This is a genomic window from Streptomyces sp. NPDC056161 (genome assembly GCF_042268025.1).
Taxonomy (GTDB): Bacteria; Actinomycetota; Actinomycetes; order Streptomycetales; family Streptomycetaceae; genus Streptomyces.
The window spans coordinates 41,314-65,945 of the sequence record NZ_JBHJUV010000005.1 but is presented as its reverse complement, the minus strand read 5'-3'; the positions used below and the strand labels follow the sequence as shown (position 1 = coordinate 65,945).

The following is a 24,632-nucleotide window of genomic DNA, read 5'->3' as shown; positions in this document are numbered from 1 at the left end:
CCGCTGCCGTCGCGGGCCGCCGCGCGCGAGGCTGACCGGGAGACGAAGGGAAACCCATCATGACCCGTATCGCCGTCAACGGATTCGGCCGTATCGGACGCAATGTGCTGCGCGCGCTGCTGGAACGCGACAGCGACCTCGATGTCGTCGCCGTCAACGACCTCACGGAGCCCGCCACGCTCGCGCGGCTCCTCGCCTACGACACGACGGCCGGGCGGCTCGGCCGGCCCGTGAGCGTCGACGGGGACACCCTCGTCGTCGACGGCCGCCGTATCAAGGTGCTCGCCGAACGTGAGCCGGCGAAGCTGCCGTGGGCCGAACTCGGTGTGGACATCGTGCTGGAGGCGACGGGCCGCTTCGCCTCGGCCGCCGCGGCCCGCGCGCATCTCACCGCGGGCGCGGCCAAGGTGCTCGTCAGCGCGCCGTCGGACGGCGCCGACGTGACGCTCGCGTTCGGCGTGAACACCGACGCCTACGACCCGGCCGCGCACACGATCGTCTCGAACGCCTCGTGCACCACCAACGCGCTCGCCCCGCTGGCCTCGGTGCTCGACGGGCTCGCCGGCATCGAGCACGGGTTCATGACGACGGTGCACGCCTACACGCAGGAGCAGAATCTTCAGGACGGTCCGCACCGCGACGCCCGCCGAGCCCGTGCCGCGGCGGTGAACATCGTGCCGACCACGACGGGTGCCGCCAAGGCGATCGGCCTCGTGCTGCCGAACCTCGACGGCAAGCTGTCGGGCGACTCGATCCGGGTGCCGGTGCCGGTGGGCTCGATCGTCGAACTCAACACGACCGTCAGCCGTGAGGTGACCCGCGACGAGGTGCTGGCGGCGTACCGGGCCGCGGCCCAGGGGCCGCTCGCCGGCGTCCTCGAATACTCGGACGACCCGCTCGTGTCGTCCGACATCACCGGCAACCCGGCCTCGTCCATCTTCGACTCGGCTCTCACCCGCGTCGACGGCCGCCACGTCAAGGTGGTCGCCTGGTACGACAACGAGTGGGGCTTCTCGAACCGTGTGATCGACACGCTCGAACTCCTCGCCACCCGCTGAGCCGGCGGGCCGGAGACGGTCGGTTCCCCCGCCGAGGCGGCGTACGTGGACGGCCCCGGGCCCGGGAGCGGACCGGGCCGTCAGCGGCCTGGCTCCGCCGGGGCTTCGAAGGCGATCCAGACATCGGGCGGCGACTCCGGTCTGCCGGGCACCGGCCTGGGCTCCTCCGTCCAGGCGTCACCGGCGATCTCCGCTGCCACGCGCCGCCAGAAACGCACGGCGGGGGTGTTGTCGGCCTGGAAGGCGACCTCCCAGGGCCCGGGATGCCTGGAGATCACCTCCTGCACGGCGCGCAGCCCGACTCCGGCACGCCGCGCACCGCTCACGACGAAGAAGCTGTTCAAGACGCGCGGTACGTCGTTCAGACCGCGTACGAAGGCGAGTCCGACGGGACGGTCGGCGCTCTCCAGCAGGTACGGAGCCCAGCCGGGGTCCGTGAGTGCCGCGTCCAGCCGGTCGCTGCGGAAGGTGCCGTCCGGTTGCGGCAGGACGCCGGAGAGTCCGGCCAGGTCGTGGCGGAACATCAGCCAGAGGCGTTCCAGGACAGGACGGTCGGCGGCATCGGCGAGGCGTACGGATACGTCGGGCATGAATCTCCCAGGTCGGAGGGGGAGGTGGGGGCCGGCGCCCGACACGGGCGGGATCGGCCGCCCGGTGGGCGCGGGACCGACGCGGATCGCGTCCAGGCAGGAACAGGCATGAAAAAAGCCTCCCTGGCGGGGCGAAGCCCGGCCGGGAAGGCGTACATACCGACCGTCACATTACCACCGGTCGGGTACGGGTCCTGCACGACATGTGGTCCGCGCCGCAACGCGGCGGGCGGCAGCCGCGGTTGAGGGCCGGGCTCCGGGGAGGCCGACCCTCATCGGGGAGCTACCTCCTCCAGCAGACCTGGTGCTCGGACACCCAGAACCTCTGTTTGTGTCCGTTGTGCTCAACGGTCACCCAGTGCCCGGACACGGTTTTGCAGTGCTCTCGGGCAGTCTCGGTGGTGATCGAGGACGTCGGTGCCGCACTGGCCGTACCCACGCCCGCGAGGACAGCTCCACCGGCCAGCAGCGCCGTGGTGACCCCCGCGCCCATGACTCGTACGGTTCGGCTGCGCATGGCTCACACCTTCTTCGCCTTTCGACATCGGGTTGTTCCCCCCTTCCAGCTTGCGAGGGGAGACCTGCGGCTGCATCTGGAGCGAGCGGGGCACACGGCAGGTGCCGTCCTCCACCCGGCACCGCGTGGTGGGGCCGGCTGCTATGTTCGCGACCACATGTGTGCCGTACCCGGTCGCCCCCGTAACCCCGGGACGGCACGAGGTAACCCCATGACGGCACGAGCAGGAGAGATCGCGTGACCACTCGGGTGTTCTTCGTGTCCGCCGCCATGGGTGCCTCGCTGCGGCAGGCCCGCTTCGACGACGGCGGCTCCATCGACAACGGCGGTGCGGAGCAGGCCCGTTCGGCGGCCCGGACGCTGCCCTCCGCCGCCCGCGTCCTCGCCTCGCCCGGCGTGCGCTGCCGGGAGACGGCCGCGGCACTCGGCCTCGACGCCGCGGTGGCGGCCCAGTTGGCGGGTCTCGACGTGGGGCGCTGGCGCGGGCGCACGCTGGAGGAGGTGAGGGCCGCCGAGCCGGAGGCCGTGGGCCGCTGGCTCGCCGACCCGGGCTCCGCGCCGCACGGGGGTGAGTCGGTGCGGGACTTGTGCGGACGGGTCGCGGGCTGGCTCGATGCCGTGGCGGGCACGGACGGCCGTACGCTCGCCGTGGTCGAACCGGAGATCGTACGGGCGGCCGTCGTCCACGCCCTGGGCATGCCCGTGGTGGCCTTCTGGCGCCTCGACGTCGCCCCGCTGACAGCGACCGAGCTGAGCGGCCGGGCCGGCCGCTGGAATGTCCGGCTGGGGCACCCGCTCGCCCGGTCGGAGGCCGGATAGCGGCTGGAGGCCCGACAGCGGCTGGAGTGGCGGGCGGAGCGGGCCCGTGAAAAAATCTTCGAAGCGCGTGTGACCTGCCGCACGCTCGTGTCGGGTACGTATTCCTGACGGCTGCACGGCACGCGGAGACCGACGGCTCGTGGGCCTCGTGCGACGGTCGCCCACGCTCGTTCTTCAGTTCTTCTTCGAAGGAGGAGAACATGGACCTGACGTTCGACCCGTCGGCCTTTCCACCCCTGGCGCTCGGATTCTTCGGCCTCGGCACCGGATATCTGATCTACGGACCGCACGAGTTGTTCGGATATCCCGAAAAGAGCGAATCGACGGATCGGGCCCTCGGTGTCTGGGGCGTGATGATGCCCGGTCTGTGCCAGTTCGTCGCGGGGCTCATCCTGTTCATCGGGCTGACCTGGTTCGAGGTCTTCACCAAGTCACCGCCGCTGTACATGGCCGCGCTGGCCTTCTCCGTGTACGGCGTCCACTGGTTCGCGCTCGGCATCAACCGTTATCGCGGAAATGAGCCTCGTACCAACGCCGGTATGTGCATCGCCTACTTGGTGGTGTCCGCGATGGGTGCCACCATCTTCTTCAGAGTCGGTGACTGGCCGGTGGGCCTGCTGTTCCTGGGCCTTTTCGCCGTCTATTTCTGGCACTTCTTCACCGTGATCGGCGTCAAGCCGGCCGAGCGCATCTACGGACTCTTCCACACCCTGACCGGCTGCTGGCTCATGTATCTCACCTACGCGGTCGCCGTGAACTCCTCTCTGGGCTACCACTGGCCGGTATAGGCGAGGGGCGGCTGAGGCCGGAAGTGCGTGGCGGGACCGGAGACCGACGGGTCTCCGGTCCCGTTGGGTTCGGAAAGCCGGACTTCCCCAACGGGCACGGGAGCGTCGTCGGTCACGTGCCCGGTTCGCGGAATCAACGCGCGGCCGGAACCGCCTTGCCGGCCGCGGCCGTCGCGGGCTTCGGATGCAGCAGCCGCTCGGCGAGTTCCCCGAAGGCCAGACCGAATCCGCCCCACAGGACGGCCTGGACGGCCAGGGCGGACAGCCGGAACCGCCACAACAGCGTGGCCGGGAAGCCCGCCGGCACCTCGTTCACGGACGGCAGGAACGCATACGCCAGTCCGATCACGAGGGCGAACGCGGCGACCGCCGTGACGGTGGCGTACCACGTGCCCAGCCGCGGGGTGAGCCGCTTGCCGAGGATCGCGGCGCCGATCGCGAGGAGCACGCCGAGCAGCATCATCAGGAAATACAGGGCGGTCCGCTTGCCGATGGTGTCGGGAGCGCCGACGGACGGCGGGTTGGCCGGGTACTTCAGGAACGGCACGACGTACACGGCGAGCAGCGCGCAGCCCGCCAGCAGCAGCGCGGTCGCCCGGGGGCCGAAGCGCCCGACGCGGCCGAGGGCGACGCAGAAGGCGAGCGCCGCGATGCCGCCGAAGGCGATGCCGTAGACGAGGACGCCGGTGGCGAGCCCCGCGGTGGACTGGAGGGAACGGGAGACGACCTCCGTTTCGTGCTCGTGGGCGTGGGCGTCCTCGAAGCCGATCGCCTTGTCGACGCTCGGCTCACCGAGGAAGTAGGCCACGATCAGGGCGAGTACACCGGCCGCGAGGCCGGCGAGCATGCCCCGCACGAGAAGGTTCCGTACGGTTTCGGAGTTCATGGGCGTGCGGTGTCCCCTCGCGTCAGTGGCAGGGGAAGCCGAGCAGGTGGCGGGCGTCGTGGACCCATTCGTGGACGTCCGTGCCGCTGAACACGGAGGTGGCGCCCTGCTCGGCGCCGACGAAGTACAGCAGGATCAGCATCAACAGGCCGAAGAAGACCGCCCAGGGCGCTATCGCCTTGAGCGGTACCTTGGCGGGGACGACCGGAGTGGTGGCTGTCGGCCGGGCGACGGTCTGCGCCATGGCAGGACCTCCTCTGGGAGCTCGCGTCCCATCTCGGTGGTGCACTGGACGACAGTCACGGGTCTGACTCACGAGCGGCCCGGGGGCCCTCACATACAGTGGCGCGACCGTGCCGGATTCCCACCGGCTTCCGTCGTACCGTCGTCGATATCGCACAGACCGTACCGCGCGGCGCGGGCCGGGCCAAGACCGCATCCGCCCGAGACGATCTCGGCCTCGCGGCGAAGGGCCCGGTTCACCGGGCCGCTTCGGGGCCTCCGCCGGGTCCGGCGAGCCCCAGTTCACGGTCGCCGAGCGGGGCGAAGAAGCGCTCCACGTCGGCGTCGGTGACCTCGGCGAGGGTGCCGGGGAACCAGCGCGGGGTGCGGTCCTTGTCGATGATCTGGGCCCGGATGCCCTCCACCAGGTCCGGGGTGCTCAGGGCCGCGCAGGAGACGCGGTACTCCTGGTCGAGGACCCGTTCCAGCGCCCCGAGCCGCCGGGCGCGGCGCAGCGCGGCCAGGGTCACCTTGAGTGCGGTGGGCGACCTGCCGAGCAGGGTGTCCGCCACGTCCCGCGCGGCCGGGTCGTGGTGGGTGAGCAGCCGGTGGAGGATCTCCTCGACAGTGCCCGCGGCGTAGCACGTGTCGATCCACTCCCGCTGTCCGGCCAGCTCGCTCGGCGGCGGCGGCTGTGCGTGGCGGGCGAGGACGGCCCGTACGGGCGCACGGGTGAGGTCGGCGAGGAGGCGCGGCAGGGCGGCGGAGGGTACGTAGTGGTCGGCGAGCCCGCACACCAGGGCGTCGGCAGCGCTGATCCGAGAGCCCGTCAGCGCCAGGTGGGCGCCCAGTTCGCCCGGTGCGCGGGCGAGCAGATGGGTGCCGCCGATGTCGGGGACGAAACCGATGCCGGTCTCGGGCATGGCGATCCGGGACCGCTCGGTGACGATCCGGACGCTGCCGTGCGCGGAGATGCCGACACCGCCGCCCATGACGATGCCGTCCATGACGGCGACGTACGGCTTGGGGTAGCGGGCGATGCGGGCGTTGAGGCGGTATTCGTCGCGCCAGAAGGCCGCCGAGGAGGCGCCGTCCCCGTCGCGGGCGTCGCCGTGGACGGCGCGGATGTCGCTGCCCGCGCACAGGCCGCGCTCCCCCGCACCGGCGATGACGACGATCCGGACGGCCGGGTCGCGCTCCCACACGGTGAGCGCCTCGTCGATGCGCCGCACCATCGCGTGGTTCAGCGCGTTGAGGGCCTGGGGCCGGTTGAGAGTGATGTGGGCTGCCTGCCCCGCGGTGTGCAGCAGAACGGGTTCCTCGGTGCCGGTCATCCGGACGTCTCCGTCGCTCCGCGGGCCTCGATGACACACATGATCTCGTGGGTTCCTTCTGCGTTGTGGTGGACACACAGGTCATGACGAGGTCTCCGCGGGAAGCGGGCCGGCCGGAACTCGATCACCGATCGCAGTGGCGGCGGGGCGACGCCGGATGCGCACGGCTCCCTCGCCATGGCTTCGATCGTCGCTCTCCCCCTCGGCGCAATGCAAAGCGTCACCGTCCGGAGGTGTCCGCTCACGGAGAGTGCTCCGCCGACGGCCGCGGCGGGCGCGGCCACCGCGGCTGCGGCCCGTGCGAGCGCTGCCCGGCTCCGTGCCGGGACGGCCGCCCGCTCGCGATGCCGACCGGGTGCGCCGGTCCGCCGGCCTGCCGGTTCGGGATGTGACACGGTCGCGGCGGCGTGATGGCATGGGCACATGGAGTTGCGGGAGCTGCGGGCGTTCGTGGCGGTGGTGGAGGAGGGCGGGCTGTCCGCGGCGGCACGGCGGCTGCACGTGAGCCAGCCGGCCCTGTCCCAGACGGTCGGCGGTCTGGAGCGCCAGCTGGGTGTGCGGTTGCTGGTGCGGGGCAGCGCCGGGGTACGGGCCACCGAGGCGGGCACGGCGCTGTTCGCGGAGGCGCGCGCGGTGCTGGCCCGGCATGACCAGGCGTTGCGGGTGATGACCCGGTACACCGGTCCGGGCGGTGGGGCGCTGCGGATCGGGATCCCGCTTGAGCTGCCCACCGGCCTGCTCGATCCCGCGTTGGCGGAGCTGGCGGCGGCACATCCGGACACACGTGTGCAGGCCAGGCACCTGTCCACTGCGGAGCAACTGGCGTCCTTGCGGACCGGTGAGCTGGACGTGGGGTTCCTGCGGGAGCGCCCGCCGGGTCCTGAGTTCGACGCGCTGCTCGTCGTACGGGAGGAGTTGGGCGTGCTGCTGGCCGCGGAGCGCGCGGCGGAACTCGCCGGGCCCGACGGCATCGCGCTCGACGCGCTCGACGCGCTCGACGCGTTGCAGTGGGTGGGTTTCCCCCGCTCCGGCAGTCCCGCCTGGTACGACGAGCTGACGGCGGTCCTCCGCGGGCACGGCCTCGATCTCGGTCCCGAGCCTCCGCAGGGGCAGGTACTGATCGCGGACGTGAAGCTGGCCGCCGTGGCGTCCGGGCGGGCTTTCGCGCTGGCGCCGCCCGACTGGCAGCCGCTGCCCGACCATGTCGTCTGGTCGCCCCTGGTCGGGCGCCCGCTGGTGCGGCGCACCTGGGCGGTCTGGCCGGCCGACTCGCACCGCCGCGACCTCGGCCGGTTCATCGCCGCGCTCGACCGCCCGGCGACCGGTTGAGCGCGGCGCGGGGCACTTTCAGTTACGTTCCCCGGGACACCGGGCACCCGCCGGAAGCGCCTGCCGAGAACACGAGGCACGCCTTCGCGGGGCCACGCGGAACCGCCGGGCGTGCGGCAGGACAGGACAGGACAGCACGGAGATGCCCGGCACTCCGCAGCACCGGACGCGGACGTCGTGCGTCCCGCGACACCGGACGAAACCGCCTGCCGTTCCGAGGCAAAGGACGCGAGACGTCTGCCGTCCCGCGGCAAAGGACGGGAGACGTCTGCCGTTCCGCGGCAAGGGACGGCAGACGCCGGGCGGGACGATGCGCGCCGGCGTCCGCCGTCCCGTTCGGTGCGGGTCAGACAGCCGTACGGCCGCCGTCGACGGGCAGGACCGCCCCCTGCACGAAGCTGGCCGCGTCACTGGCCAGATAGCCGATGGCCTCGGCGATCTCCTCGGCCGACGCGGGCCGTCCGGCGGGGGCCTGTGCGGCCAGCGCGTCCAGGTCCTCGCCCATGGCGGCCGTGCCCTCCGTGCGGGTGGGGCCGGGCTCCACCGCGTTGACCCGCACCCCGTGCGGGCCGAACTCGGCCGCCCACGACTTGGTGAGCAGGTTCAGCGCCGCCTTGCTCGATCCGTAGAGCGCCATCCCCGCCACGCCGTACTCGGCGACCATGGTGCTGACGTTGACGATCGCGCCGTGACCGCGCTCGGCCATCGCCGGGGCCAGCGCGCCCACCAGGTAGAACGGCGCCTTCACGTTCAGGTCGTAGACGGTGTCCACTTCGCTCGGCGCCGTCGAGGCCGTCGGGCCGAACGGGAAGACACCCGCGTTGTTGACGAGGATGTCCACCCGGCCCCCACCCAGCTCGATCGCCGCCCGCGCCAGCTGTCGCACCGACTGCGCGTCCCGCAACTCGGCCGCGAGGAAGTCCGCCTTGCCGCCCTTCGACCGGATGGCGTTGACCACCGTCTCGCCGCGGGCCGCATCGCGTCCCGCGACCAGCACATGTGCACCGCGCTCGGCGAGGAGCGCCGCGGTCGCGGCGCCGATCCCACTGGTCGCTCCGGTCAGCAGGGCGACCCGCCCGGACAGATCAACAGAACCCATGACAGCCGTCCTTCGTATCGAAACGTATCGAAAAGTGAGGGGCCGGCGGACCGGTGTCTGCCCCGCGCCCGTCGTCCCGCCTCCTCGTCCGTGAGGTGACGGGAGGTCCAAGGGGCCTGGCCCTTCCTGGGATTCCACCCCGCCCATAGGCGGATCCGATGGCCTGCATAAGCGCGGGCCTGCCGCGCGGCGCACCGGTCCTGGTCCGGGCCGCCGATCGGCCGTGCGGGCCGGGTCCCGTGCGGACCGCGAGGCGGCGCTTATGACGGCCCTTCGCGAAACCTATGACCACGGGGCGGAGGAACCTGTCGGTCTCGTGGTTGCACGACATGGCCGACGCGTGGGTCTCCCCCCACCGTGTCATGGCTTCCCCGGGTCCAGCCAGCGGAGGTGTTCGCCGAGTTGTGCGGATCCCCCGGCGCCGTCCTACGATGGCCAGGGTCACGACAAAACGGCCGCATCCGGTCACCTGTGGCCCGCCGCGGGTGGCGCGCCTCCGGGAGCACCGGGGTCATGGAAGTCAGGCGCCGCATCCTCGCCCGTTCCGCCGCCGTTCTCGCCGGCACCGACCGCGCACGGCCACTCCCTCGCCCCGCCGCTCCGCCGCTCCCCCGCCGGACCGTGCGCGCCCGGCACCCGCGGCCGGCCCGAGAACAGGTCAGGACCAGCACTGATCGTGAGGTGAGGACAGCATGAGCGAACCGCATGAAACCCAGGAAACCGCCACTTACGACGTGATCGTGCTGGGCGCCGGCCCGGTCGGTCAGAACGTCGCCGAGCACGCCCGCGCCGCCGGCCTGTCGGTAGCCGTCGTGGAGCGGGAACTCGTCGGCGGTGAATGCTCCTACTGGGCCTGTGTCCCCAGCAAGGCGCTGTTGCGGCCGGTCATCGCGGTCGCCGACGTGCGCCGCGTGGACGGTGCCCGGCAAGCCGTCACGGGCCGACTGGACACCGACGGCGTGTTCGCCCGGCGTAATCGCTACGTCACCGACTGGGACGACTCCGGGCAGGCGCTGTGGGTCAAGTCCATCGGCGCCGACCTGTTCCGCGGCCAGGGCCGCCTCGACGGCCCCCGCCGGGTCACCGTCACCCGGGACGACGGTGCGCGCCAGACCCTGACGGCCCGGCACGCGGTGGCCATCGCCACCGGCAGCCGCCCGGTGCTGCCCGACATCCCCGGCATCGCGGAGGCCCGGCCCTGGACCAACCGGCAGGGCACCGACTCCAGCGCCGTGCCCGCCCGGCTCGCCATCGTCGGCGGCGGTGGCGTCGGCGTCGAGATGGCCACCCTCTGGCAGGGCCTGGGTTCCCAGGTCACCCTGCTGGTCCGGCGCCGCCTGCTGCCCCGTATGGAACCGTTCGCCGGGGAACTGGTGGCGGAGGGGCTGACCGGCGCGGGGGCGGACGTGCGGACCGGCGTGCGGGTGACCGCGCTGCGCCGGCCGGATCCCGCCGGACCGGTCACCCTCACTCTCGACGACGGCGCCGAACTGGAGGCGGACGAGATCCTGTTCGCCACGGGCCGCACCCCCGGCACCGACGACATCGGCCTGGAGACGGTCGGCCTCACCCCCGGTTCCTGGCTGGACGTGGACACCACATGCCTGGTCCGGGGCGTCGACGGCGGCTGGCTGTACGCACTCGGCGACGTCAACCACCGTGCCCTGCTGACCCATCAGGGCAAGTACCAGGGCCGGACGGCCGGCGACGCCATCGGCGCCCGCGCGGCCGGCCGGCCCGTCGACGACGCGCCCTGGGGCGATCACGCCACCACGGCCGACCAGCACGCGGTGCCCCAGGTCTTCTTCACCGATCCCGAGGCGGGCGCCGTGGGCCTGACCGCCGAGCAGGCGGAGCGGGCCGGCCACCGCGTCAAGACGGTCGACCTGGACTTCACTGCCGCCCAGGGCGCCAATCTCTACGCGGACGGCTACCAGGGACATGCCCGGCTCGTCGTCGACGTCGACCGTGAGGTCCTGCTCGGGGTCACCTTCGTCGGACCCGGGGTCAGCGAACTCCTGCATTCGGCGACGGTGGCGGTGGCCGGCGAGGTCCCGCTCAAACGCCTGAGGCACGCGATCGCCTGTTTCCCCACCGTGAGCGAGATCTGGCTGTTCCTCCTCGCCGCCTACCAGCGCGAGCGGGAGCAGTCGCCGACCGCCTCCGTGTGACGGCCCCGGCCTCAGGGGGCCGGTCCGGTGGTCCGGCTGCCTGGCGGTCACCCGGGCACGCGGTCCGCAGCGACGGTGCGTCCCGGCCGGGCCCGTACCGGCGGGCCCGTGCCGGGGTAGGAGCGCGTCCACGGCGCGATGGAGCGGGCCCGCACACAGCAGTGGCTCCGTCCGCCGTACTGACCATGCGGCGGACCCCGTCGGCTCACGACTCCTCGGGGAGTGTGTCCTGCCGGAGCCGGTGCGGCGTGCCTGGTACCGGCCTCCATAGGCAAGTCCTTCCCTGGCACGCCGTGTCCGCCCACGGCACCGTGGTGGTGCGGCCGGAAGCAGAACGGTCGCCGGAGCCCGCCCTCGCGGGCCCGCTCTCCCCTCTGTGCGACTGGAGCACCACCGTGAGGACCAACGTCACCTTCCCGAGCGCCGGCATCGAACTCGCCGGGCACCTGTACGTCCCGGACGGCGAGGCGGCCGGTCCGCGTCCGGCGGTCGTCGTCGGCCATCCCGGCAGCGGTGTCAAGGAGCAGGCCGCCGGCCTGTACGCGCGGCGCCTGGCCGAACAGGGCTTCGTCACCTTGGCGTTCGACGCCGCCTACCAGGGCGAGAGCGCGGGCGAACCGCGCGGCCTGGAGGACCCGGCGCACCGGGTCGAGGACCTCAAGGCCGCGGTCTCCTTCCTGACCACGCGCGCGGAGGTGGACCCCGACCGCATAGGCGCCCTGGGCATCTGTGCCTCCGGCGGCTACGCCCTCACCGCGACGGCGTCCGACCACCGCATCAAGGCGGTCGCCGCGGTCTCCGCCGTCGACATGGGCCGTCAGTTCCGGGTGGGCCCCGACGGCACCCAGGATCCGGCCGTCTTCCAGGGCATGCTGGACGCGGCCGCCGCGGCGCGCACCGCGGAAGCCCGTGGCGAGGGTGTGCAGTCCTTCCCGCTGTTCCCGGAGACGGCGGAGCAGGCCCGCGCGCTGGGTGGTCAGCACGCGGTGGAGGGCTTCGAGTACTACCGCACGGACCGGGCCCGGCACCCGCGCTCGGCGCAGGCCCTCACCTGGTCCAGCATCGACCGCATCGCGTTCTTCGACGGGTTCGCCTCCGTCGGCCTGATCGCCCCGCGCCCGCTGCTGCTGATCGTGGGCAGCAGGGCCGTCACCTCCTGGATGAGCGTCCACGCCTTCCAGCACGCCGGTGGTCCCAAGGAGTTGCACTGGATCGACGGCGCCGGCCACGTCGACCTCTACGACAAGGAGATCTACGTCGACCCGGCCGTCGAGAAGCTGTCGGAGTTCTTCCGGACCCAGCTGGGCAAGGCCGAGTAGTCGGCCATCCGGAGCAGCCGAGTGGCCGGGCCGCGCCGAGCACGGGTCGTCCGTGCCCGGTGACCGGTTGTCTCCCCCGGCCGGTCACCGCCTCATGCCGACGGCGGCATGCGAACGCCCGGGTCGACGTCGGTCGGACGTCGGTCCGGGCGCCTGCGGTTCAGCGGGGAACGAGCTTGAGCGTCGCCGCGCGGGCGACGCGGCTCATCACCGGACCGGAGTCCCCGGCACCGTACTTGGACCGGTACGCGGCATCGATCTCCTCGGCCCGTCCGGGCTCGGCGGTCTCGACCGTGACGGCTCGTTCCATGCCCTCGATCCCGACACGCGCCCGACGGCTGCGCCGGGCCGTCCGGTACCAGCGTGAGCGCGCTCCCCGGTACGCGCGGATGTAGATGTCCCCGCCCACGGTCACGAAACCGAGCGGGACGGGATCGCCCGGCGTGCCGTCCCTGTCCTCGGTAGCCAGGCTCAAGGCGTGCGCGGCCGCGATCCGGGAGGTTTCGTCGCTGGTCCAGGGGTTCATGTCCGACTCCTTCACGGCCGGCGCAGCCGTCCGGCCGTTGTGCCTCCCCAGTGTCCGGCAGGAGCCGGGCGGGTGCCTGGTACTGGTGTCCCCAGGCAGCACCTGCCGGGTGACGGCCGCCCCGTGACGAGGTGGTGACGCCGTCGTCAGGCGGTGCTCCGCCCGGCCGCGGCGATCAGCGGACGGTGTCCGGTCAGCGCCGCCCGCGGCACCGCCGGCCGACGGTCGCGGCTCACGCTCCCGCCGACACGTTGGCCGTCAGCTGCCGCAGGATCCGTTTGGCCTCGCTGAAGTCGTCCGGTGTCAGCCCCATGGCGGAACCGATGGCGACCGGCACCGCCGCGGCCCGCTCACGCAGCGCGCGGCCCTGCTCGGTGAGGTGGACGGAGACGGAGCGTTCGTCGTCGGCGCGGCGTTCGCGGCGGATCAGGCCGCCGGTCTCCAGGCGCTTCAGCAGCGGGGAGAGGGTGCTGGACTCCAGTTGGAGGGCCGCGCCGACCTCCCGGACGGTCACGCCGTCCTGTTCCCACAGCACGAGCATGACCAGGTACTGGGGATAGGTGAGGCCGAGTTCGTCCAGCAGGGGCCGGTAGCGTGCGGTCACCGCCCGTGAGGCGGCGTACAGGACGAAGCACAACTGGTCCTGGAGCAGCAGCGATCCCTGCTCGGCGGGCTGGTCCTCGATCTGGTCCATGACGTCGTTCCCATCGGCTGGTCGGAGGCCGCCTCCTGCTGCGCTCGATGACGACGACCATATCGCACCCTGTTTAGTCGTGCACGACTGAAAGGTGGCCGACAGCGACACCCGTCGGGGCCGGGCCGGGGAGCTTCACCGTGTTGTCTCGGTGCTCACCCGCAGTCGTGGCCGGAGCCGTCCGCAGACGGACCGCGGGGCGGCGGGGAGAACACCAGGTCGGCTCGCTCCAGGGTGGCGGCGATGAGTTCGGCGTTGCGCTGATCGCTGCCGAGCGACCACGCACGGGCCTCCGCAAGGGGTTTGCCGTAGGACACATGGCGTCGGACGAGCCGGTCCAGCCGTGTCCCGTCGTCGATGGCGATGTACCACGCCTCGTCGAGGAGCGTTCTGACACCCGTCCAGGGACCGTCGTCCAGCAGCAGGTAGTTTCCTTCGGTGATGACCAGGGGGGTCTTGGCCGGTACCGGGATGGCGCCCGCGACGGCTTCCTCGAACTCGCGGTGGAACTGCGGGGCGTACACGCTCTCCTCCTCCGGCTCGCGCAGCCGGCGGAGCAGGGCGGCGTAGCCCGCGGCGTCGAAGGTGTCCGGGGCGCCCTTGCGCTGCCGGCGGCCGAGCCGCTCCAGTTCCGCGTTGGCCAGGTGGAAACCGTCCATGGGCACCACGACGGCCGTGTCCGGACCGAGTGCGGCGGCCAAGTGGGCGGCCAGCGTGGACTTTCCGGAACCGGGTGCCCCGACGATGCCCAGGATCGCCCGCCGACCGGTCGCCGCCAGGGCGCGGGCGCGTTCGTGCAGGGTGGAGAAGGCCGTTACGGCATGCGCTTCGGGCGTGTCCGGGCCGGGTGAGCGGAGGTCGTGCGGGTGCGTCACCGGGACCACCGGTCCGTCCTGTCGGCGTCTTCGGCTTCGGTGTCGCCCGGGTTGACGGTGAGTGAACCGCGTACGCCGGAGGCCGGACGCGGCGCCGGGGCGGCATCGACGGTCCGGAATCCGGCCGTGGTGACGGCCCTCATGTGTCCGCTCAAGACTGCTGTCCTCCAGTTCGGGGGGCCCGGGAGCCCGCCCCGCCAGAGTACTTCGCCGACGTGCTCGCAGGTCGTGCCCCGAACCCACGGACCACTGGGCGTTCTCGCCGTCCCACGGCGGGGCAGGGCCCTGACGGATCCGGGGTCCACCGCCGGCATCCGGCCGATCGACCGTGGCAAGCGGATCGTCGCGGTCCGCAGGGCCTCGACCTGAGCGTGGGCCCGGGGAGGATTCCGGCGCGTCAGGCCCCTACCCCGAGCGTGCTGCCCGGTGTCGGTGATGCCAAGGTGGCCGATGAGGTGGAACCGCAGGGTCAGGATCCCGTCTTGGTACATGACCCATTCCACGACGAGCAGTCTGAAGTGGAGCCGTTGAAGATCGCCATGCAGTCACGGTACGAACCGCCACTGACATCGACGAGTGTGGTACGGACGCCGTCCGCGGTCGCGGTCCTGTCCGCCCAGGTCCGATCCGGCGCGCTGGGCCGGCCCGACCGCCCGGCATCGGTGACGGTCGGGGCCGGGCGGCCCGGACGGCGGTCCGTCCTTGCCGCCCGGTCGCCGAACGGGTTGCGGAGGTCACGGGTGTGTCCGGATGTCCTTGCAGAGTCGTCGCAGGAACCGGAAATTCTGTCGAACACCGATACGTTGGGGTGCTCAGGGTGCAGGTGTTCCAGGAGGGACGGATCGGAATGACCCAAGAGCAAGCCGGCGTGCGGTTCACCCTCCTGGGACCGCTGCGGCTGATATCGCAGGACGGCACGGCGCTCCCGGCGGGCCCGCCCAAGCAGCAGGCGATGCTCGCCGCGCTGGCACTGTCGCCCGGCCGCGCCCTGTCCATAGCACGGCTGACGGACGCCCTCTGGGGCACGCACATGCCGGCCAGCGGCGTGTCCACGATCCGCACCTACGCCTGGCGAATACGGCAGTTGCTCGCCCGCGCCGGAGCGGGCGGGGGTGTGCTGGTCTCGGTCGGCGACGGCTACCGGCTCGCGGTGGCGCCGTCGGTCGTGGACGCCCTGCACGCCGAGGAACTGGCCGCCGCGGCACGCCGGCACCTCGCGGCGGGCGAGCCGCGCCAGGCCCGGCAGGCACTGGCCGACGCACTCGTCATGTGGGCCGGTGAGCCCCTGGCCGGGGTTCCCGGACCGTTCGCGGAGCGGGCCCGGGACGGGCTGACCGAGCTTCACACCGCGGTCACCGAGCAGCACTTCGAGGCCGAACTCCAGCTCGGCCACTACCAGCAGGCGCTCCCCCGGCTCACCGAGGTGATCGCGGAGCACCCGCTGCGCGAACGCCCGTACGTGCTGCTGATGCGCGCGCTCTACGGCATGGGCAGGCAGGTCGAGGCGCTCCAGGTGTTCCACGATGCCCGTCGGCTGCTGGTGGAGGCCCATGGCGTCGAGCCGGGAGTGGAGCTGACCCAGGTCCATGAGCGGATCCTGCGCGGGGACAGCGCTGTGGCCCCGCCCCCGGCCCGTGCGGAACATCCCGTCCCGGCCGCTTCCCCCACGGTGCCCGAGCAGAGCGGACCCCGTCCGCCGGTACCCGCCCAACTGCCGCCGGACCTGCCCGATTTCACCGGCCGGACAGCGCAGTACGCACAGCTGGAGGCCGTGCTGACGGCACCGGACCGCAGCTCCCCCGCGATCGTCGCCATCACCGGGATGAGCGGGGTCGGCAAGACCAGCCTGGCGGTCCATCTGGCGCACCGGGTGCGCGAGCAGTACCCGGACGGGCAGGTGCACGTCGACCTCGGTGACCCGGACGGCAAGGGCGAACCTCTGAGCGGCGCCGACCTGTTGGGCCTGCTGCTGGCGAGCCTCGGCGTGCCCGCGGACCGGACACCGGGCAGCCTCGCCGAGCGCCGGGGCCTCCTGCGGTCGGTCCTGGACGGCCGCCGCGTCCTGATCCTCCTGGACAACGTTTCCCAGGCCGCCCAGATCCGTGACTCGCTGCCCGGCACCCCGGGCTGTGCCGTGCTCATCACCAGCCGCACCCGGCTGGACGGGCTCCCGCTGCACGCGCAACTGGCCCTGGAGGTCTTCGAACCGCAGGAGGCGCTCGATCTGCTGCAACGGGGCATCGGCACACAGCGCCTGGCAGCCGAACGCAGCGATGCCCTGGCCCTGGTCGCCGCGTGCGGCCGGCTGCCGCTGGCCATCCGGATCGTCGCCTCCCGGCTGGCTGCACGGCCCCGTTGGACCCTGAGGTCCGTGGCCGAACGGCTGGAGGACGAGCGGCGCCGAATAGCGGAGCTGCGCTCCGGGCCGCTCGCCGTCGAGGCGGTGTTCCAGGTCGGCTACCGGCAGTTGGCGGCGCAGCAGTCGAACGACTTCGTCCTGCTCGCCACGGTCGCCGGAGCCGAGTTCGCCCTGTCCGAGGCCGCCGCGGTGCTCGATCTGGACCCCGCCGACGCGGAGCTGCGGCTGGAGGCCCTGGTGGACGCGGCCATGCTCGACGAGCCGATACCGGGCCGCTTCCGCTATCACCAGTTGCTGCGCTCCTTCGCCCTCAGCCGCGAGCACGACCGGGCGCAGGAGCGGGCCGCACTCGGCCGGCTGCTCGTGTCGCTGCTGGCCACGGCCCGCAATGCCTTCGCCCTCGCCGTGCCGGGCGATCCCACGGGCGATGCGCTCGGCACGGGGCTCTCGGACGTGCCGGGCATCATGATGTCCGATCTGCGCTCGGCTCGGGCCTGGGCGGCGAGTTCCGCGGACACCGTCGTCGCGGTCTGCGCCCATGTCGTCGAACTCGGCACCGCGCCGCTGCTGCGGATCGCCGTCGACCTGCTGATCGCGATGAGCCCGTTCGCCGACGAACTGCGCTCCAACCGGCTGGCCGCGACCGCCCGGAAGCTGGCCGACGCGGTGGCCCGGATCCCGGAACCGGCGACGGACCGGCGCGGGTACCAACGGGTCGTCGGCCGGGCCGAGTTCCTGTGCAGCACCGTCGCGCTGCACACGTCGAGGCCGGACGAGGTCGAACGGCACGCGCGCCGCGCGGTGGCCGCCGCCTCGGCCGGGAAGGACCCCGTGATCCTCCGGCAGGCGCTCAACGACCTCGGGCTCGTCGCGCAGCTTCGGCACGACTACCGCCTGGCCTCGGCCTGTTTCCACCAGGCGGTCGAGCTGGCGCGCGAGTTGGGCCACCGCTCGGGCGAGGTGGCGAGCAGCCTGAACGCGGCGCTCGCCGGGCTGCGCGCCGGCGATCCCGACACGGCCGTCGCCACCTGCGAGTCCGCCCTCGCGGTCGCCCGCGGGATGAACGACGCGCCGGGTACGGGGTTCGCACTCTACGTCCTCGGGCTCGCGCACCATGCGCAGGGCCTGTACGAGGCCGCGGTCGAACGGTTCACCGCGTGCGTGGAGCACTGCCTGACGGCCGGCATCCGGGACCGCGAGGCGCACGCTCGTTTCCGGCTCGCCGACACCCTGCTCGCCCTCGGACGGCACGAGGACGCCCTGGCCCAGGCCGGCCAGGCGCTGCTGCGCTGCGAGGAGCTGGGCGTCGCCCGGGACCAGGCGCACGCCCTGATGGTCCTGGGCCGGGCGCTCGCCGCGTCCGGCCGGACCGCGGAGGCCGTCGAGCGGCTGACCCGGGCCCGGGGCCTGTACGTGGCACTCGGACTGCCCGAGGCGGAGGAGGCCGCCCGGCTGGCGGAGACCGTCTCGCAGCCGCCGCTCCGGCTCGTGACCGAAAACCCGGGGGCCGCCTGACGACGCACAGTGGGCCCATGACGTCCGATACCGCCGACGACGCCCGGCACCGCGCCTCGCGGCGTCGTCGCGGCCCTCTGGGGAGTCCCGTGAGTCCCGTGAGTCCCGTACGAGGGCAGTCGGCCGGCTCGCGGTGTCCGGCATCTGAAGCGGCGGACCGGTCCGGCGCGAAGCGCCCGACCGGTCCGGGGCGGATCTCAGCTGGTGGGCAACTCGCTGGAGATGGTGTTGTTCCAGTCCGTGTTGCCGTAGCCGGTGGCCTGAGGGGCGGAGACCCGGTCGCCTGCCGAGGGTTCGTGCGCGACGGTGCCGACACCCGCGGCCACCGCCAACGCCAGCGCCGCGACGGCACCTGCCCTGCGCCGGGCCGAGACCTCGCCGCTGGTGCTCCCGATCATGAAGTGAACCCTCCTGATTGCGTGACGCCGGATACCTAGTGCGTCCGAGCTGATGTTCCGGCATCCCGATCTATGTCCGATGGACAGTCGATGAACACGGTGCCCGGTAGTGGGCCGTGCGCTTTCCAGTGGGTTGCCGCAGGTGGAAGCGGTGGAGAGGCCGGGCGTCCGCGTCGCGCCGAACGGGCCGGTGCGGGCGTGGAGAGGCCGGGCGGAGACAGCGGTGGGCCGGCCCGCCCGGCACGGTCACGGTCGCGGCTGCGGGCCCGGTGCGCGGGCCGCACCGCACCACCCCACGGACATCAACTAAAGTTAGGCTAACCTTCGTACATGGCGAAGATCCCTCGGCTCATGCCGCAGCACCCCCGGATGTTCCGCGCCGAAGTCGTGCGCACCGCGCGCGTCTCTCCGTCCATGCACCGCGTGACCGTCACGGGCGCGGACCTCGCCGAGTTCCCCTGGCAGGGCTACGACCACTGGTTCCGCCTCTTCCTGCAACTCCCCCATCAACACCGGCTGCGGCTGCCGGAGTTCACCGGGTCCCGGTGGTGGCAGCCGTATCTGGCCATCCCCGAGGCGGAGCGCCCGCACTGCGCGAACTACACCGTCGCCGGCTTCCGCCCCGGTGCGGCGGAGATCGACATCGACTTCGTCGTGCACCTCGGCCCGACGGGAGAACTGGAAGGCACAGCGGCGATCTGGGCGTGCCGGGCCCGGCCCGGCGACGCGCTCGCCCTGCTGGACCAGGGTGTCCTGTTCGACTGCCCGCGGGACGCCTCGGAGGTGCTGATCGCGGCCGACGAGACCGGTCTGCCCGCCACGACCGGCATCCTGCGCTCGCTGCCGCGCGGCACCGTGGGGCGGCTCATCCAGGAAGTGCCCACCGCCGGGGACGTACGCGACCTCGACGCGCCCGCCGGCCTGACGGTCACCTGGGTGGTCCGCGAGGGCGGCACCTCCGTGCCCGGCACGGCGGCACTGGGCGAACTGCGCCGTCACACCAGCGCCGACGCGGCCGGGTACGCCTTCGTCGTCGGCGAGTCGGCCCTGGCCACCGAGGGACGCAGGCATCTGCACCGGGCGGGCCTGCCGAAGGACCGCATCACCTTCTCGGGCTTCTGGAAGTACGCGGCGGCCCAGGCCGCCTGACCGGCCCCCGGCCGGCCGGCGTACGGTGCCGCCGGACCACCCGCGCGTCGCGCTGGCGCCCTCCGGGCCCCACTGGTCGGGCGTGTACACCGAGCGACGTCAGGTCGCCCTCGGCCGGGCCGGCTCCTCCGCCGAGCCGGCCGCCCCGCTCAGGGGAGGCGGGCCACACCCGCGTAGATTCCGCTCTCCTCCGGCGCGGGCGGCGCGGTCTTGAACCACTCCGTGGCCGTCACCACGCCCGGGTCCACCGACTCCAGGCCGTCGAAGAAGCGCTCGACTCCGCCGCGGGTGCGGAAACCGAGCCGGATGCCGCCCTTGGCGTACTCCTCGGTGACCTGCCGGACCTGCTCCACGAAGCGGTCCGACGCGGCGTGCGACAGCACGAGGTAGCTGCCCGAGGGCAGCGCGTCGAGCAGGTTGCGCACGATGCCGTAGGCGTCCTCGTCGTCGGGGACGAAATGCATCAGCGCGATCAGCGACATGGCTATGGGGCGCTCGAAGTCGAGCACGCCCCGCGCGTGTTCGATGATCTCCTCCGGCTTGCGCACGTCGGCCTCGATGTAGTCGGTCGCGCCCTCGGGACGGCTGACCAGCAGCGCCTCCGCGTGCGCCAGCACGATCGGGTCGTTGTCCGTGTAGACGACCTTCGCGGTCGGCACGATCCGCTGGACGATCTGGTGCAGGTTGGGTTCCGTGGGGATGCCCGTACCGATGTCCAGGAACTGGTCGATGTTCTGCTCGGCCAGCCAGGCCGCGGCGCGGTGCATGAACTCACGGTTCTGCCGGGCGGCGGCGTGGGCCTCGGGCGGCAGCTTCTCTCCCACCGCCTCGTCCACGGGGTAGTTGTCCTTGCCACCCAGGAGCCAGTCGTAGACCCGCGCGGGATGCGCCTTGCTGGTATCGATCTTGCGGGGGCCGGGGGTGCCGGTCGTCATCACGGACTCCGTCGCTCGGTGGACCAGTGAGCACTGGCGATCACCGCAGTCTGGCACACCTCCGTACGTGCGAAAACGCATGGGGCGGGACCGCCCTGGGGGCCGGCGTACACGCGCACGGCCGAGGCGGCCGGTGCCGCCACGGGCCGTCCGCGACCGGTCCCGCCCGCGTACGTGCCGGAGAATCCGGCCGGCCCGGCGGCGCACGGGGCCGGGTCGGAACGAGTCCGGTGTCCTTCCGGGGCGCCCGGCCGCCCCCGCACCGTCGCGCCGGCCACCGCCCGGCCGCCAGGGGACGGCCACGCCCGTGCGGACCTGTACGACAGCCATGCCTGTGCAGACCTGTACGACAGCCATGCCTGTGCAGACCAGTACGACGACCACGCCCGTGCAGACCAGTACGACAGCCACGCCCGTGCAGACGTACGACGGCCACGCCCGTGCAGACCAGTACGACGACCATGCCTGTGCAGACCAGTACCAGGCACATGACCGGCCGGGCACGGACACTGGAGTCATGGAACATCAGGGCACCCACCACTCCGGCACCCATGAACTGGGCGAATTCCTGCGCTCCCGCCGTGCCGTCCTCGACCCCCGGGACGCGGGTCTGCCGGACGACGGCCGGCTGCGCCGGGTGCCCGGCCTGCGCCGCGAGGAACTCGCGCAGCTCGCGCACGTCAGCGTCGACTACATCGTCCGCCTCGAACAGGGACGGACCCGCCGGGTCTCCCGACCCGTCCTCGACGCCCTCGCCGACGCGCTCCAGCTGGCCCCCGACGAACGCGCCTACCTGCTGACCGTCGCCGACGTCGCGCCCACCGCCCCCACCCGCCGCCCCGGGCGGCCCGAGGTGGCACCGCGCCTGCGGCAGCTCCTCGACACCATGCCGGACATCCCGGCCATGGTCCTCAGCCGCCGCATGGACGTCCTCGCCTGGAACCACGCGGCCGCCGCCCTCCTCACCGACTTCGGCGCGTTGCCCCCCGCCGAACGCAACCTCATCCGCCTCACCTTCCTCGACGCCGACTTCCGTGCCCTCTACGACGACTGGCCGCGCGCCGCCCGCGAATGCGTCGCCGTCCTGCGCATGGAAGCCGGCCGCACCCCCAACGACCCGGCCCTCAACGCACTCGTCGGCGAACTCAGCGTCCAGGATCCCGACTTCCGCACCTGGTGGGCCAGCCACCAGGTCCGCGGGCCGCGACAGCTCACCAAGACCTACCGCCACCCCGTCGTCGGCCCCGTCACACTCGACGTCCAGCAGTTCTCCGTCGAGACCCACCCCGACCAGCAGCTCGTCGCCTACACCACCGAGCCCGACTCCCCCTCGCACGACTCGCTGCGTTTCCTCCTTCAGTGGTCGACGGCCCCCGACGGCCACCAGGCCGAGCCCCGCCGAAAGATCCAGCGGCCCCCGGCCGTCGGCTGACCGCGCACACCCCGCCCGGTCGGCACCGGCACCGCGTGTGCCGGGGGCGACAATGACCCGGACGATCAAGCGGACCGGCGGAGACCGGAGAGGGGCGGGGCGGCCATGGGCAGTGCGGCCACAGTGCTGGTGGTGCAGAACAGCGCACAGGCGGGACCCGGACGCTGGGGCCGATGGCTCGCGGAGGCCGGTGTCGAGGTCGAGGTGGTACGCGGGGACGCGGGCGAGGCGGTGCCGCCTCGGCTCTCGCACCAGGCGCTGATGGTGCTGGGCGGCGGGTATCTCCCGGACGACGACGAGCGGGCCCCCTGGCTGGCCGGGACCCGTGACCTGATGCGGCAGGCGTTGGCGGACGAGGTGCCCGTCTTCGGGATCTGCCTCGGCGGGCAGATGCTCGCGCAGGTGGCCGGCGGCGAGGTGGCCGGTGAGCACGGTGAGCCGGAGTTCGGCTCCACCGTGCTCACGATGCGGCCGGAGGCGGCACGCGACCCGCTGTTCCAGGGGCTGCCGGAGCACCCGACCGCGCTGGAGAACCACGTGGACGCGGTCGTACGGCTGCCCGCTCGGGCGCACTGGCTGGCCGGCAGCGAGCGGTGCCCGTACCAGGCGTTCCGCGTCGGTCAGGCGGCCTGGGGCGTGCAGTTCCACCCCGAGGCCGGAGCGGACCGCATACCGGAGTGGTCCGAGGAACGGCTGCGCCGGTACGGGACGGACCGGGCGGAGCTGTACCGGGTGGCCACCGAGCGGGAACCGGCCGCCGCCCAGGTGTGGCGTTCGGTGGCGCTGCGGTTCGCCGCGCGGGTGAAGGGAGGCCGGAGCCCGGTGTAGTACCGGGCCCAGGGGAAAGAAGAACGGGCCGCGCACTCGCCGGTCCCGGTGTCCCCGGCCGTCCTTCCGGTCTTCTCTCCGGTCGTCGTCAGGTCGGCTGCGCTGGTCCGGCCGCCCTCCCGGGCGGTCGCCCGCTCTCCGGGCCGGGGCCGCGCGTTCGGAGGCATCGGCTTCCCGGGCGGCAGCGTACGCAGGCCCGGCACTCAGTCCCGTGCCCGGCCGCCCCCGCCGGGCAGATCCGCCCAGACGACGCGACCCGTGCCGTTCGCCGCCTCGTGCACGCCCCACGCGTCGCTGAGCCTGTCGACCAGCAGCAACCCGCGTCCGCCCTGGTCATAGGTGCCGGGTTCGCGCATCGCCGGGACGCTCGCGCCGCGCCGCTCGTCCTCCACCTCGATGCGCACCCCGTCGCCGAGTACGCGCACACGGCAGACGATCCGGCTGCCGCCGGAGTGGGCGATGGCGTTGGTGACGAGTTCCGACAGGACCAGGATCGCGTCGTCGGCCGGTTCGTCCGCCAGCCCCCAGCCGGCCAGCAGGGTGCCGACGAGGCAGCGGGCCTGCGCGACACAGGCGGCGCCGGCCGGCAGGCCGAACTCCTCGAAGTGGGAGGCCGGCCCGTGAGCCGCCTGTCCCGTGTCCGGATGTGGGAGCGGGAGCGGGACCATCGCAGTTCACCCTTCGCCTGACTGCGCCGTTGTCGGACGGATCCTCATCGCGTCGGTCCGACGCGAAACCCGGGCTGATTTGTGGTCGTGCCCGGCCTTCGGCGGTCAAATGTGACCAGACCACCCTCGCACCGACGCATCATTTCTGCAACCAGCACTCTGCACATTTCAGAATGACAGAACGTGCTTTACTGGATGTGGAGAGATCGATCTGTTTCGGGTTCGCCCCTGAGGGGAATGGCATGCCGTCGGCAACCGACTGGAGCGGAGCACCCTCCGTACTGCGGATGATCCTCGGAAAGCAGCTGGAGGAACTGCGCACCAGGGCCGGTCTGAGTTTCGAGGATGCCGCCGCCGCGATCGGGGTGAGTCACTCGACGATTCGCCGCATGGAGGCGGCGAAGGTGGCACGGCTGCGCCTCGCCGAGACCGAAAAGCTCCTGCGGATCTACGGTGTGACGGACCCGCAGGAGATGGAGGAATTCCTTCAGTCGGTGCGCCAGGCCAACGGGCAGGGCTGGTGGCACGAATTCCGGGACGTCGTCCCCGACTGGCTGCCCTCCTACTTGAGCCTGGAGCAGGCGGCCCAGCAGATCCGCGGCTACGAGGCGCAGTTCGTCCATTCCCTGTTCCAGACCGAGGACTACGCGAGGGCCCTCGCCCGCTCCGACGCCCCGCACGAGACGGAGGAGACGACGGAGCGCAGGGTCGCCCTGGTCCTGCGCCGGCAGCAGCTCCTGTCCCGCGAGGCACCACCGCACCTGTGGGTGATCATGGACGAGACGGTCTTCCGCTGGCCGGTGGGCGGCCCGGCCGTCATGCGCGCCCAGGTCGACCACCTGATCGAGGTGAACCGGCTGCCCCACGTGACCGTGCAGATCATGCCGTTCCTGAACGGACCGCATCCGGCGATGCACGCCGGCGCGTTCCATCTCTTCCGGTTCCGGGCCAGGGAGCTGCCCGACATCGTCTGGCGCTTCGGACTGACCGGCTCCGCCAGCCTCGACAAGGCCGAGGACGTCGTCGCCCACCGTGAGGCCCTGGACCGCCTCGGTGCGCAGGCCGCCTCGGCACGCCGGACCGAGGCCCTCCTCACCACCCTGCGGGAAACGCTCTGACGG

23 protein-coding genes and 1 riboswitch are annotated in these 24,632 nt (G+C 72.6%); of the genes, 11 read left to right on the top strand and 12 right to left on the bottom strand.

Features of this window, described 5'->3' with window-relative positions:
* The first annotated feature begins 59 nt into the window (after positions 1-59).
* A complete protein-coding gene (gene gap, locus ACFC09_RS06725) occupies positions 60-1,058 on the top strand; it encodes a type I glyceraldehyde-3-phosphate dehydrogenase (protein WP_376524499.1) in 999 nt (332 codons plus the stop codon).
* A gap of 80 nt (positions 1,059-1,138) precedes the next feature.
* Here the strand turns inward: gap and ACFC09_RS06720 are convergent, their stop codons facing one another.
* A complete protein-coding gene (locus tag ACFC09_RS06720) occupies positions 1,139-1,648 on the bottom strand; it encodes a GNAT family N-acetyltransferase (protein ID WP_376524498.1) in 510 nt (169 codons plus the stop codon).
* Between the two features lie 283 nt (positions 1,649-1,931).
* Entirely contained in the window at positions 1,932-2,165 is a 234-nt protein-coding gene (locus ACFC09_RS06715) for a hypothetical protein (protein WP_376524496.1), read from the bottom strand.
* Between the two features lie 237 nt (positions 2,166-2,402).
* Between ACFC09_RS06715 and ACFC09_RS06710 the strand changes: the two genes are divergently transcribed.
* Together ACFC09_RS06710 and ACFC09_RS06705 are read left to right on the top strand one after the other, a co-directional pair.
* On the top strand, positions 2,403-2,984 hold the full coding sequence (locus tag ACFC09_RS06710; RefSeq protein WP_376524495.1) for a histidine phosphatase family protein: 582 nt from the start codon (positions 2,403-2,405) through the stop codon (positions 2,982-2,984).
* Positions 2,985-3,184: 200 nt separating this feature from the next.
* A complete protein-coding gene (locus ACFC09_RS06705; protein WP_376524494.1) occupies positions 3,185-3,772 on the top strand; it encodes a hypothetical protein in 588 nt (195 codons plus the stop codon).
* A 133-nt stretch (positions 3,773-3,905) separates the two neighbouring features.
* On the opposite strand, the gene ACFC09_RS06700 is transcribed toward ACFC09_RS06705, so the two are convergent.
* The 3 genes from ACFC09_RS06700 to ACFC09_RS06690 all read right to left on the bottom strand — a co-directional run bounded on the left by ACFC09_RS06700 (position 3,906) and on the right by ACFC09_RS06690 (position 6,214).
* On the bottom strand, positions 3,906-4,658 hold the full coding sequence (locus tag ACFC09_RS06700; protein ID WP_376524493.1) for a CbtA family protein: 753 nt from the start codon (positions 4,656-4,658) through the stop codon (positions 3,906-3,908).
* A gap of 22 nt (positions 4,659-4,680) precedes the next feature.
* Positions 4,681-4,902 carry a CbtB-domain containing protein gene (locus ACFC09_RS06695; protein ID WP_376524491.1) on the bottom strand — a complete coding sequence of 74 codons (222 nt, stop codon included), beginning with the start codon at positions 4,900-4,902 and terminating at the stop codon, positions 4,681-4,683.
* Between the two features lie 36 nt (positions 4,903-4,938).
* Positions 4,939-5,080: riboswitch (cobalamin riboswitch) on the bottom strand.
* Between the two features lie 57 nt (positions 5,081-5,137).
* A complete protein-coding gene (locus ACFC09_RS06690; RefSeq protein ID WP_376524489.1) occupies positions 5,138-6,214 on the bottom strand; it encodes an enoyl-CoA hydratase/isomerase family protein in 1,077 nt (358 codons plus the stop codon).
* A gap of 423 nt (positions 6,215-6,637) precedes the next feature.
* Between ACFC09_RS06690 and ACFC09_RS06685 the strand changes: the two genes are divergently transcribed.
* A complete protein-coding gene (locus tag ACFC09_RS06685; RefSeq protein WP_376524488.1) occupies positions 6,638-7,543 on the top strand; it encodes a LysR substrate-binding domain-containing protein in 906 nt (301 codons plus the stop codon).
* Positions 7,544-7,889: 346 nt separating this feature from the next.
* Here ACFC09_RS06685 and ACFC09_RS06680 read toward each other — a convergent pair whose 3' ends face one another.
* Positions 7,890-8,642, bottom strand: coding sequence for an SDR family NAD(P)-dependent oxidoreductase (locus ACFC09_RS06680; protein ID WP_376524486.1), 753 nt, complete (start codon positions 8,640-8,642; stop codon positions 7,890-7,892).
* Between the two features lie 692 nt (positions 8,643-9,334).
* Between ACFC09_RS06680 and ACFC09_RS06675 the strand changes: the two genes are divergently transcribed.
* Complete coding sequence (locus ACFC09_RS06675; protein WP_376524485.1) at positions 9,335-10,813, top strand: dihydrolipoyl dehydrogenase family protein; 1,479 nt, start codon at positions 9,335-9,337, stop codon at positions 10,811-10,813.
* Between the two features lie 395 nt (positions 10,814-11,208).
* A complete protein-coding gene (locus ACFC09_RS06670) occupies positions 11,209-12,132 on the top strand; it encodes an alpha/beta hydrolase (RefSeq protein WP_376524483.1) in 924 nt (307 codons plus the stop codon).
* A 160-nt stretch (positions 12,133-12,292) separates the two neighbouring features.
* On the opposite strand, the gene ACFC09_RS06665 is transcribed toward ACFC09_RS06670, so the two are convergent.
* The 3 genes from ACFC09_RS06665 to ACFC09_RS06655 form a co-directional block, all read right to left on the bottom strand.
* Positions 12,293-12,658 (bottom strand): DUF2255 family protein, encoded by a 366-nt coding sequence (locus ACFC09_RS06665; protein ID WP_376524481.1) that lies wholly within the window; start codon positions 12,656-12,658, stop codon positions 12,293-12,295.
* Between the two features lie 232 nt (positions 12,659-12,890).
* Positions 12,891-13,352 (bottom strand): MarR family winged helix-turn-helix transcriptional regulator, encoded by a 462-nt coding sequence (locus tag ACFC09_RS06660; protein ID WP_376524480.1) that lies wholly within the window; start codon positions 13,350-13,352, stop codon positions 12,891-12,893.
* A 155-nt stretch (positions 13,353-13,507) separates the two neighbouring features.
* Positions 13,508-14,227, bottom strand: coding sequence for a nucleoside/nucleotide kinase family protein (locus tag ACFC09_RS06655; protein WP_376524479.1), 720 nt, complete (start codon positions 14,225-14,227; stop codon positions 13,508-13,510).
* Positions 14,228-15,074: 847 nt separating this feature from the next.
* On the opposite strand from ACFC09_RS06655, the gene ACFC09_RS06650 reads away from it, so the two are divergent.
* Positions 15,075-18,101 (top strand): BTAD domain-containing putative transcriptional regulator, encoded by a 3,027-nt coding sequence (locus tag ACFC09_RS06650; RefSeq protein ID WP_376524478.1) that lies wholly within the window; start codon positions 15,075-15,077, stop codon positions 18,099-18,101.
* Positions 18,102-18,298: 197 nt separating this feature from the next.
* On the opposite strand, the gene ACFC09_RS06645 is transcribed toward ACFC09_RS06650, so the two are convergent.
* On the bottom strand, positions 18,299-18,499 hold the full coding sequence (locus ACFC09_RS06645) for a hypothetical protein (RefSeq protein WP_376524477.1): 201 nt from the start codon (positions 18,497-18,499) through the stop codon (positions 18,299-18,301).
* Between the two features lie 330 nt (positions 18,500-18,829).
* On the opposite strand from ACFC09_RS06645, the gene ACFC09_RS06640 reads away from it, so the two are divergent.
* Positions 18,830-19,648 carry a siderophore-interacting protein gene (locus ACFC09_RS06640; RefSeq protein WP_376524476.1) on the top strand — a complete coding sequence of 273 codons (819 nt, stop codon included), beginning with the start codon at positions 18,830-18,832 and terminating at the stop codon, positions 19,646-19,648.
* A 149-nt stretch (positions 19,649-19,797) separates the two neighbouring features.
* On the opposite strand, the gene ACFC09_RS06635 is transcribed toward ACFC09_RS06640, so the two are convergent.
* Positions 19,798-20,583 carry an SAM-dependent methyltransferase gene (locus ACFC09_RS06635; RefSeq protein WP_376524474.1) on the bottom strand — a complete coding sequence of 262 codons (786 nt, stop codon included), beginning with the start codon at positions 20,581-20,583 and terminating at the stop codon, positions 19,798-19,800.
* Positions 20,584-21,100: 517 nt separating this feature from the next.
* On the opposite strand from ACFC09_RS06635, the gene ACFC09_RS06630 reads away from it, so the two are divergent.
* Complete coding sequence (locus ACFC09_RS06630; RefSeq protein ID WP_376524722.1) at positions 21,101-22,015, top strand: helix-turn-helix transcriptional regulator; 915 nt, start codon at positions 21,101-21,103, stop codon at positions 22,013-22,015.
* 105 nt (positions 22,016-22,120) lie between these two features.
* Positions 22,121-22,843, top strand: a complete 723-nt coding sequence (locus ACFC09_RS06625) for a type 1 glutamine amidotransferase (protein WP_376524473.1) — start codon at positions 22,121-22,123, stop codon at positions 22,841-22,843.
* A 203-nt stretch (positions 22,844-23,046) separates the two neighbouring features.
* Here ACFC09_RS06625 and ACFC09_RS06620 read toward each other — a convergent pair whose 3' ends face one another.
* Positions 23,047-23,511, bottom strand: a complete 465-nt coding sequence (locus ACFC09_RS06620) for an ATP-binding protein (protein WP_376524471.1) — start codon at positions 23,509-23,511, stop codon at positions 23,047-23,049.
* A 242-nt stretch (positions 23,512-23,753) separates the two neighbouring features.
* On the opposite strand from ACFC09_RS06620, the gene ACFC09_RS06615 reads away from it, so the two are divergent.
* Complete coding sequence (locus ACFC09_RS06615; protein WP_376524470.1) at positions 23,754-24,629, top strand: helix-turn-helix domain-containing protein; 876 nt, start codon at positions 23,754-23,756, stop codon at positions 24,627-24,629.
* Positions 24,630-24,632 lie beyond the last annotated feature (3 nt).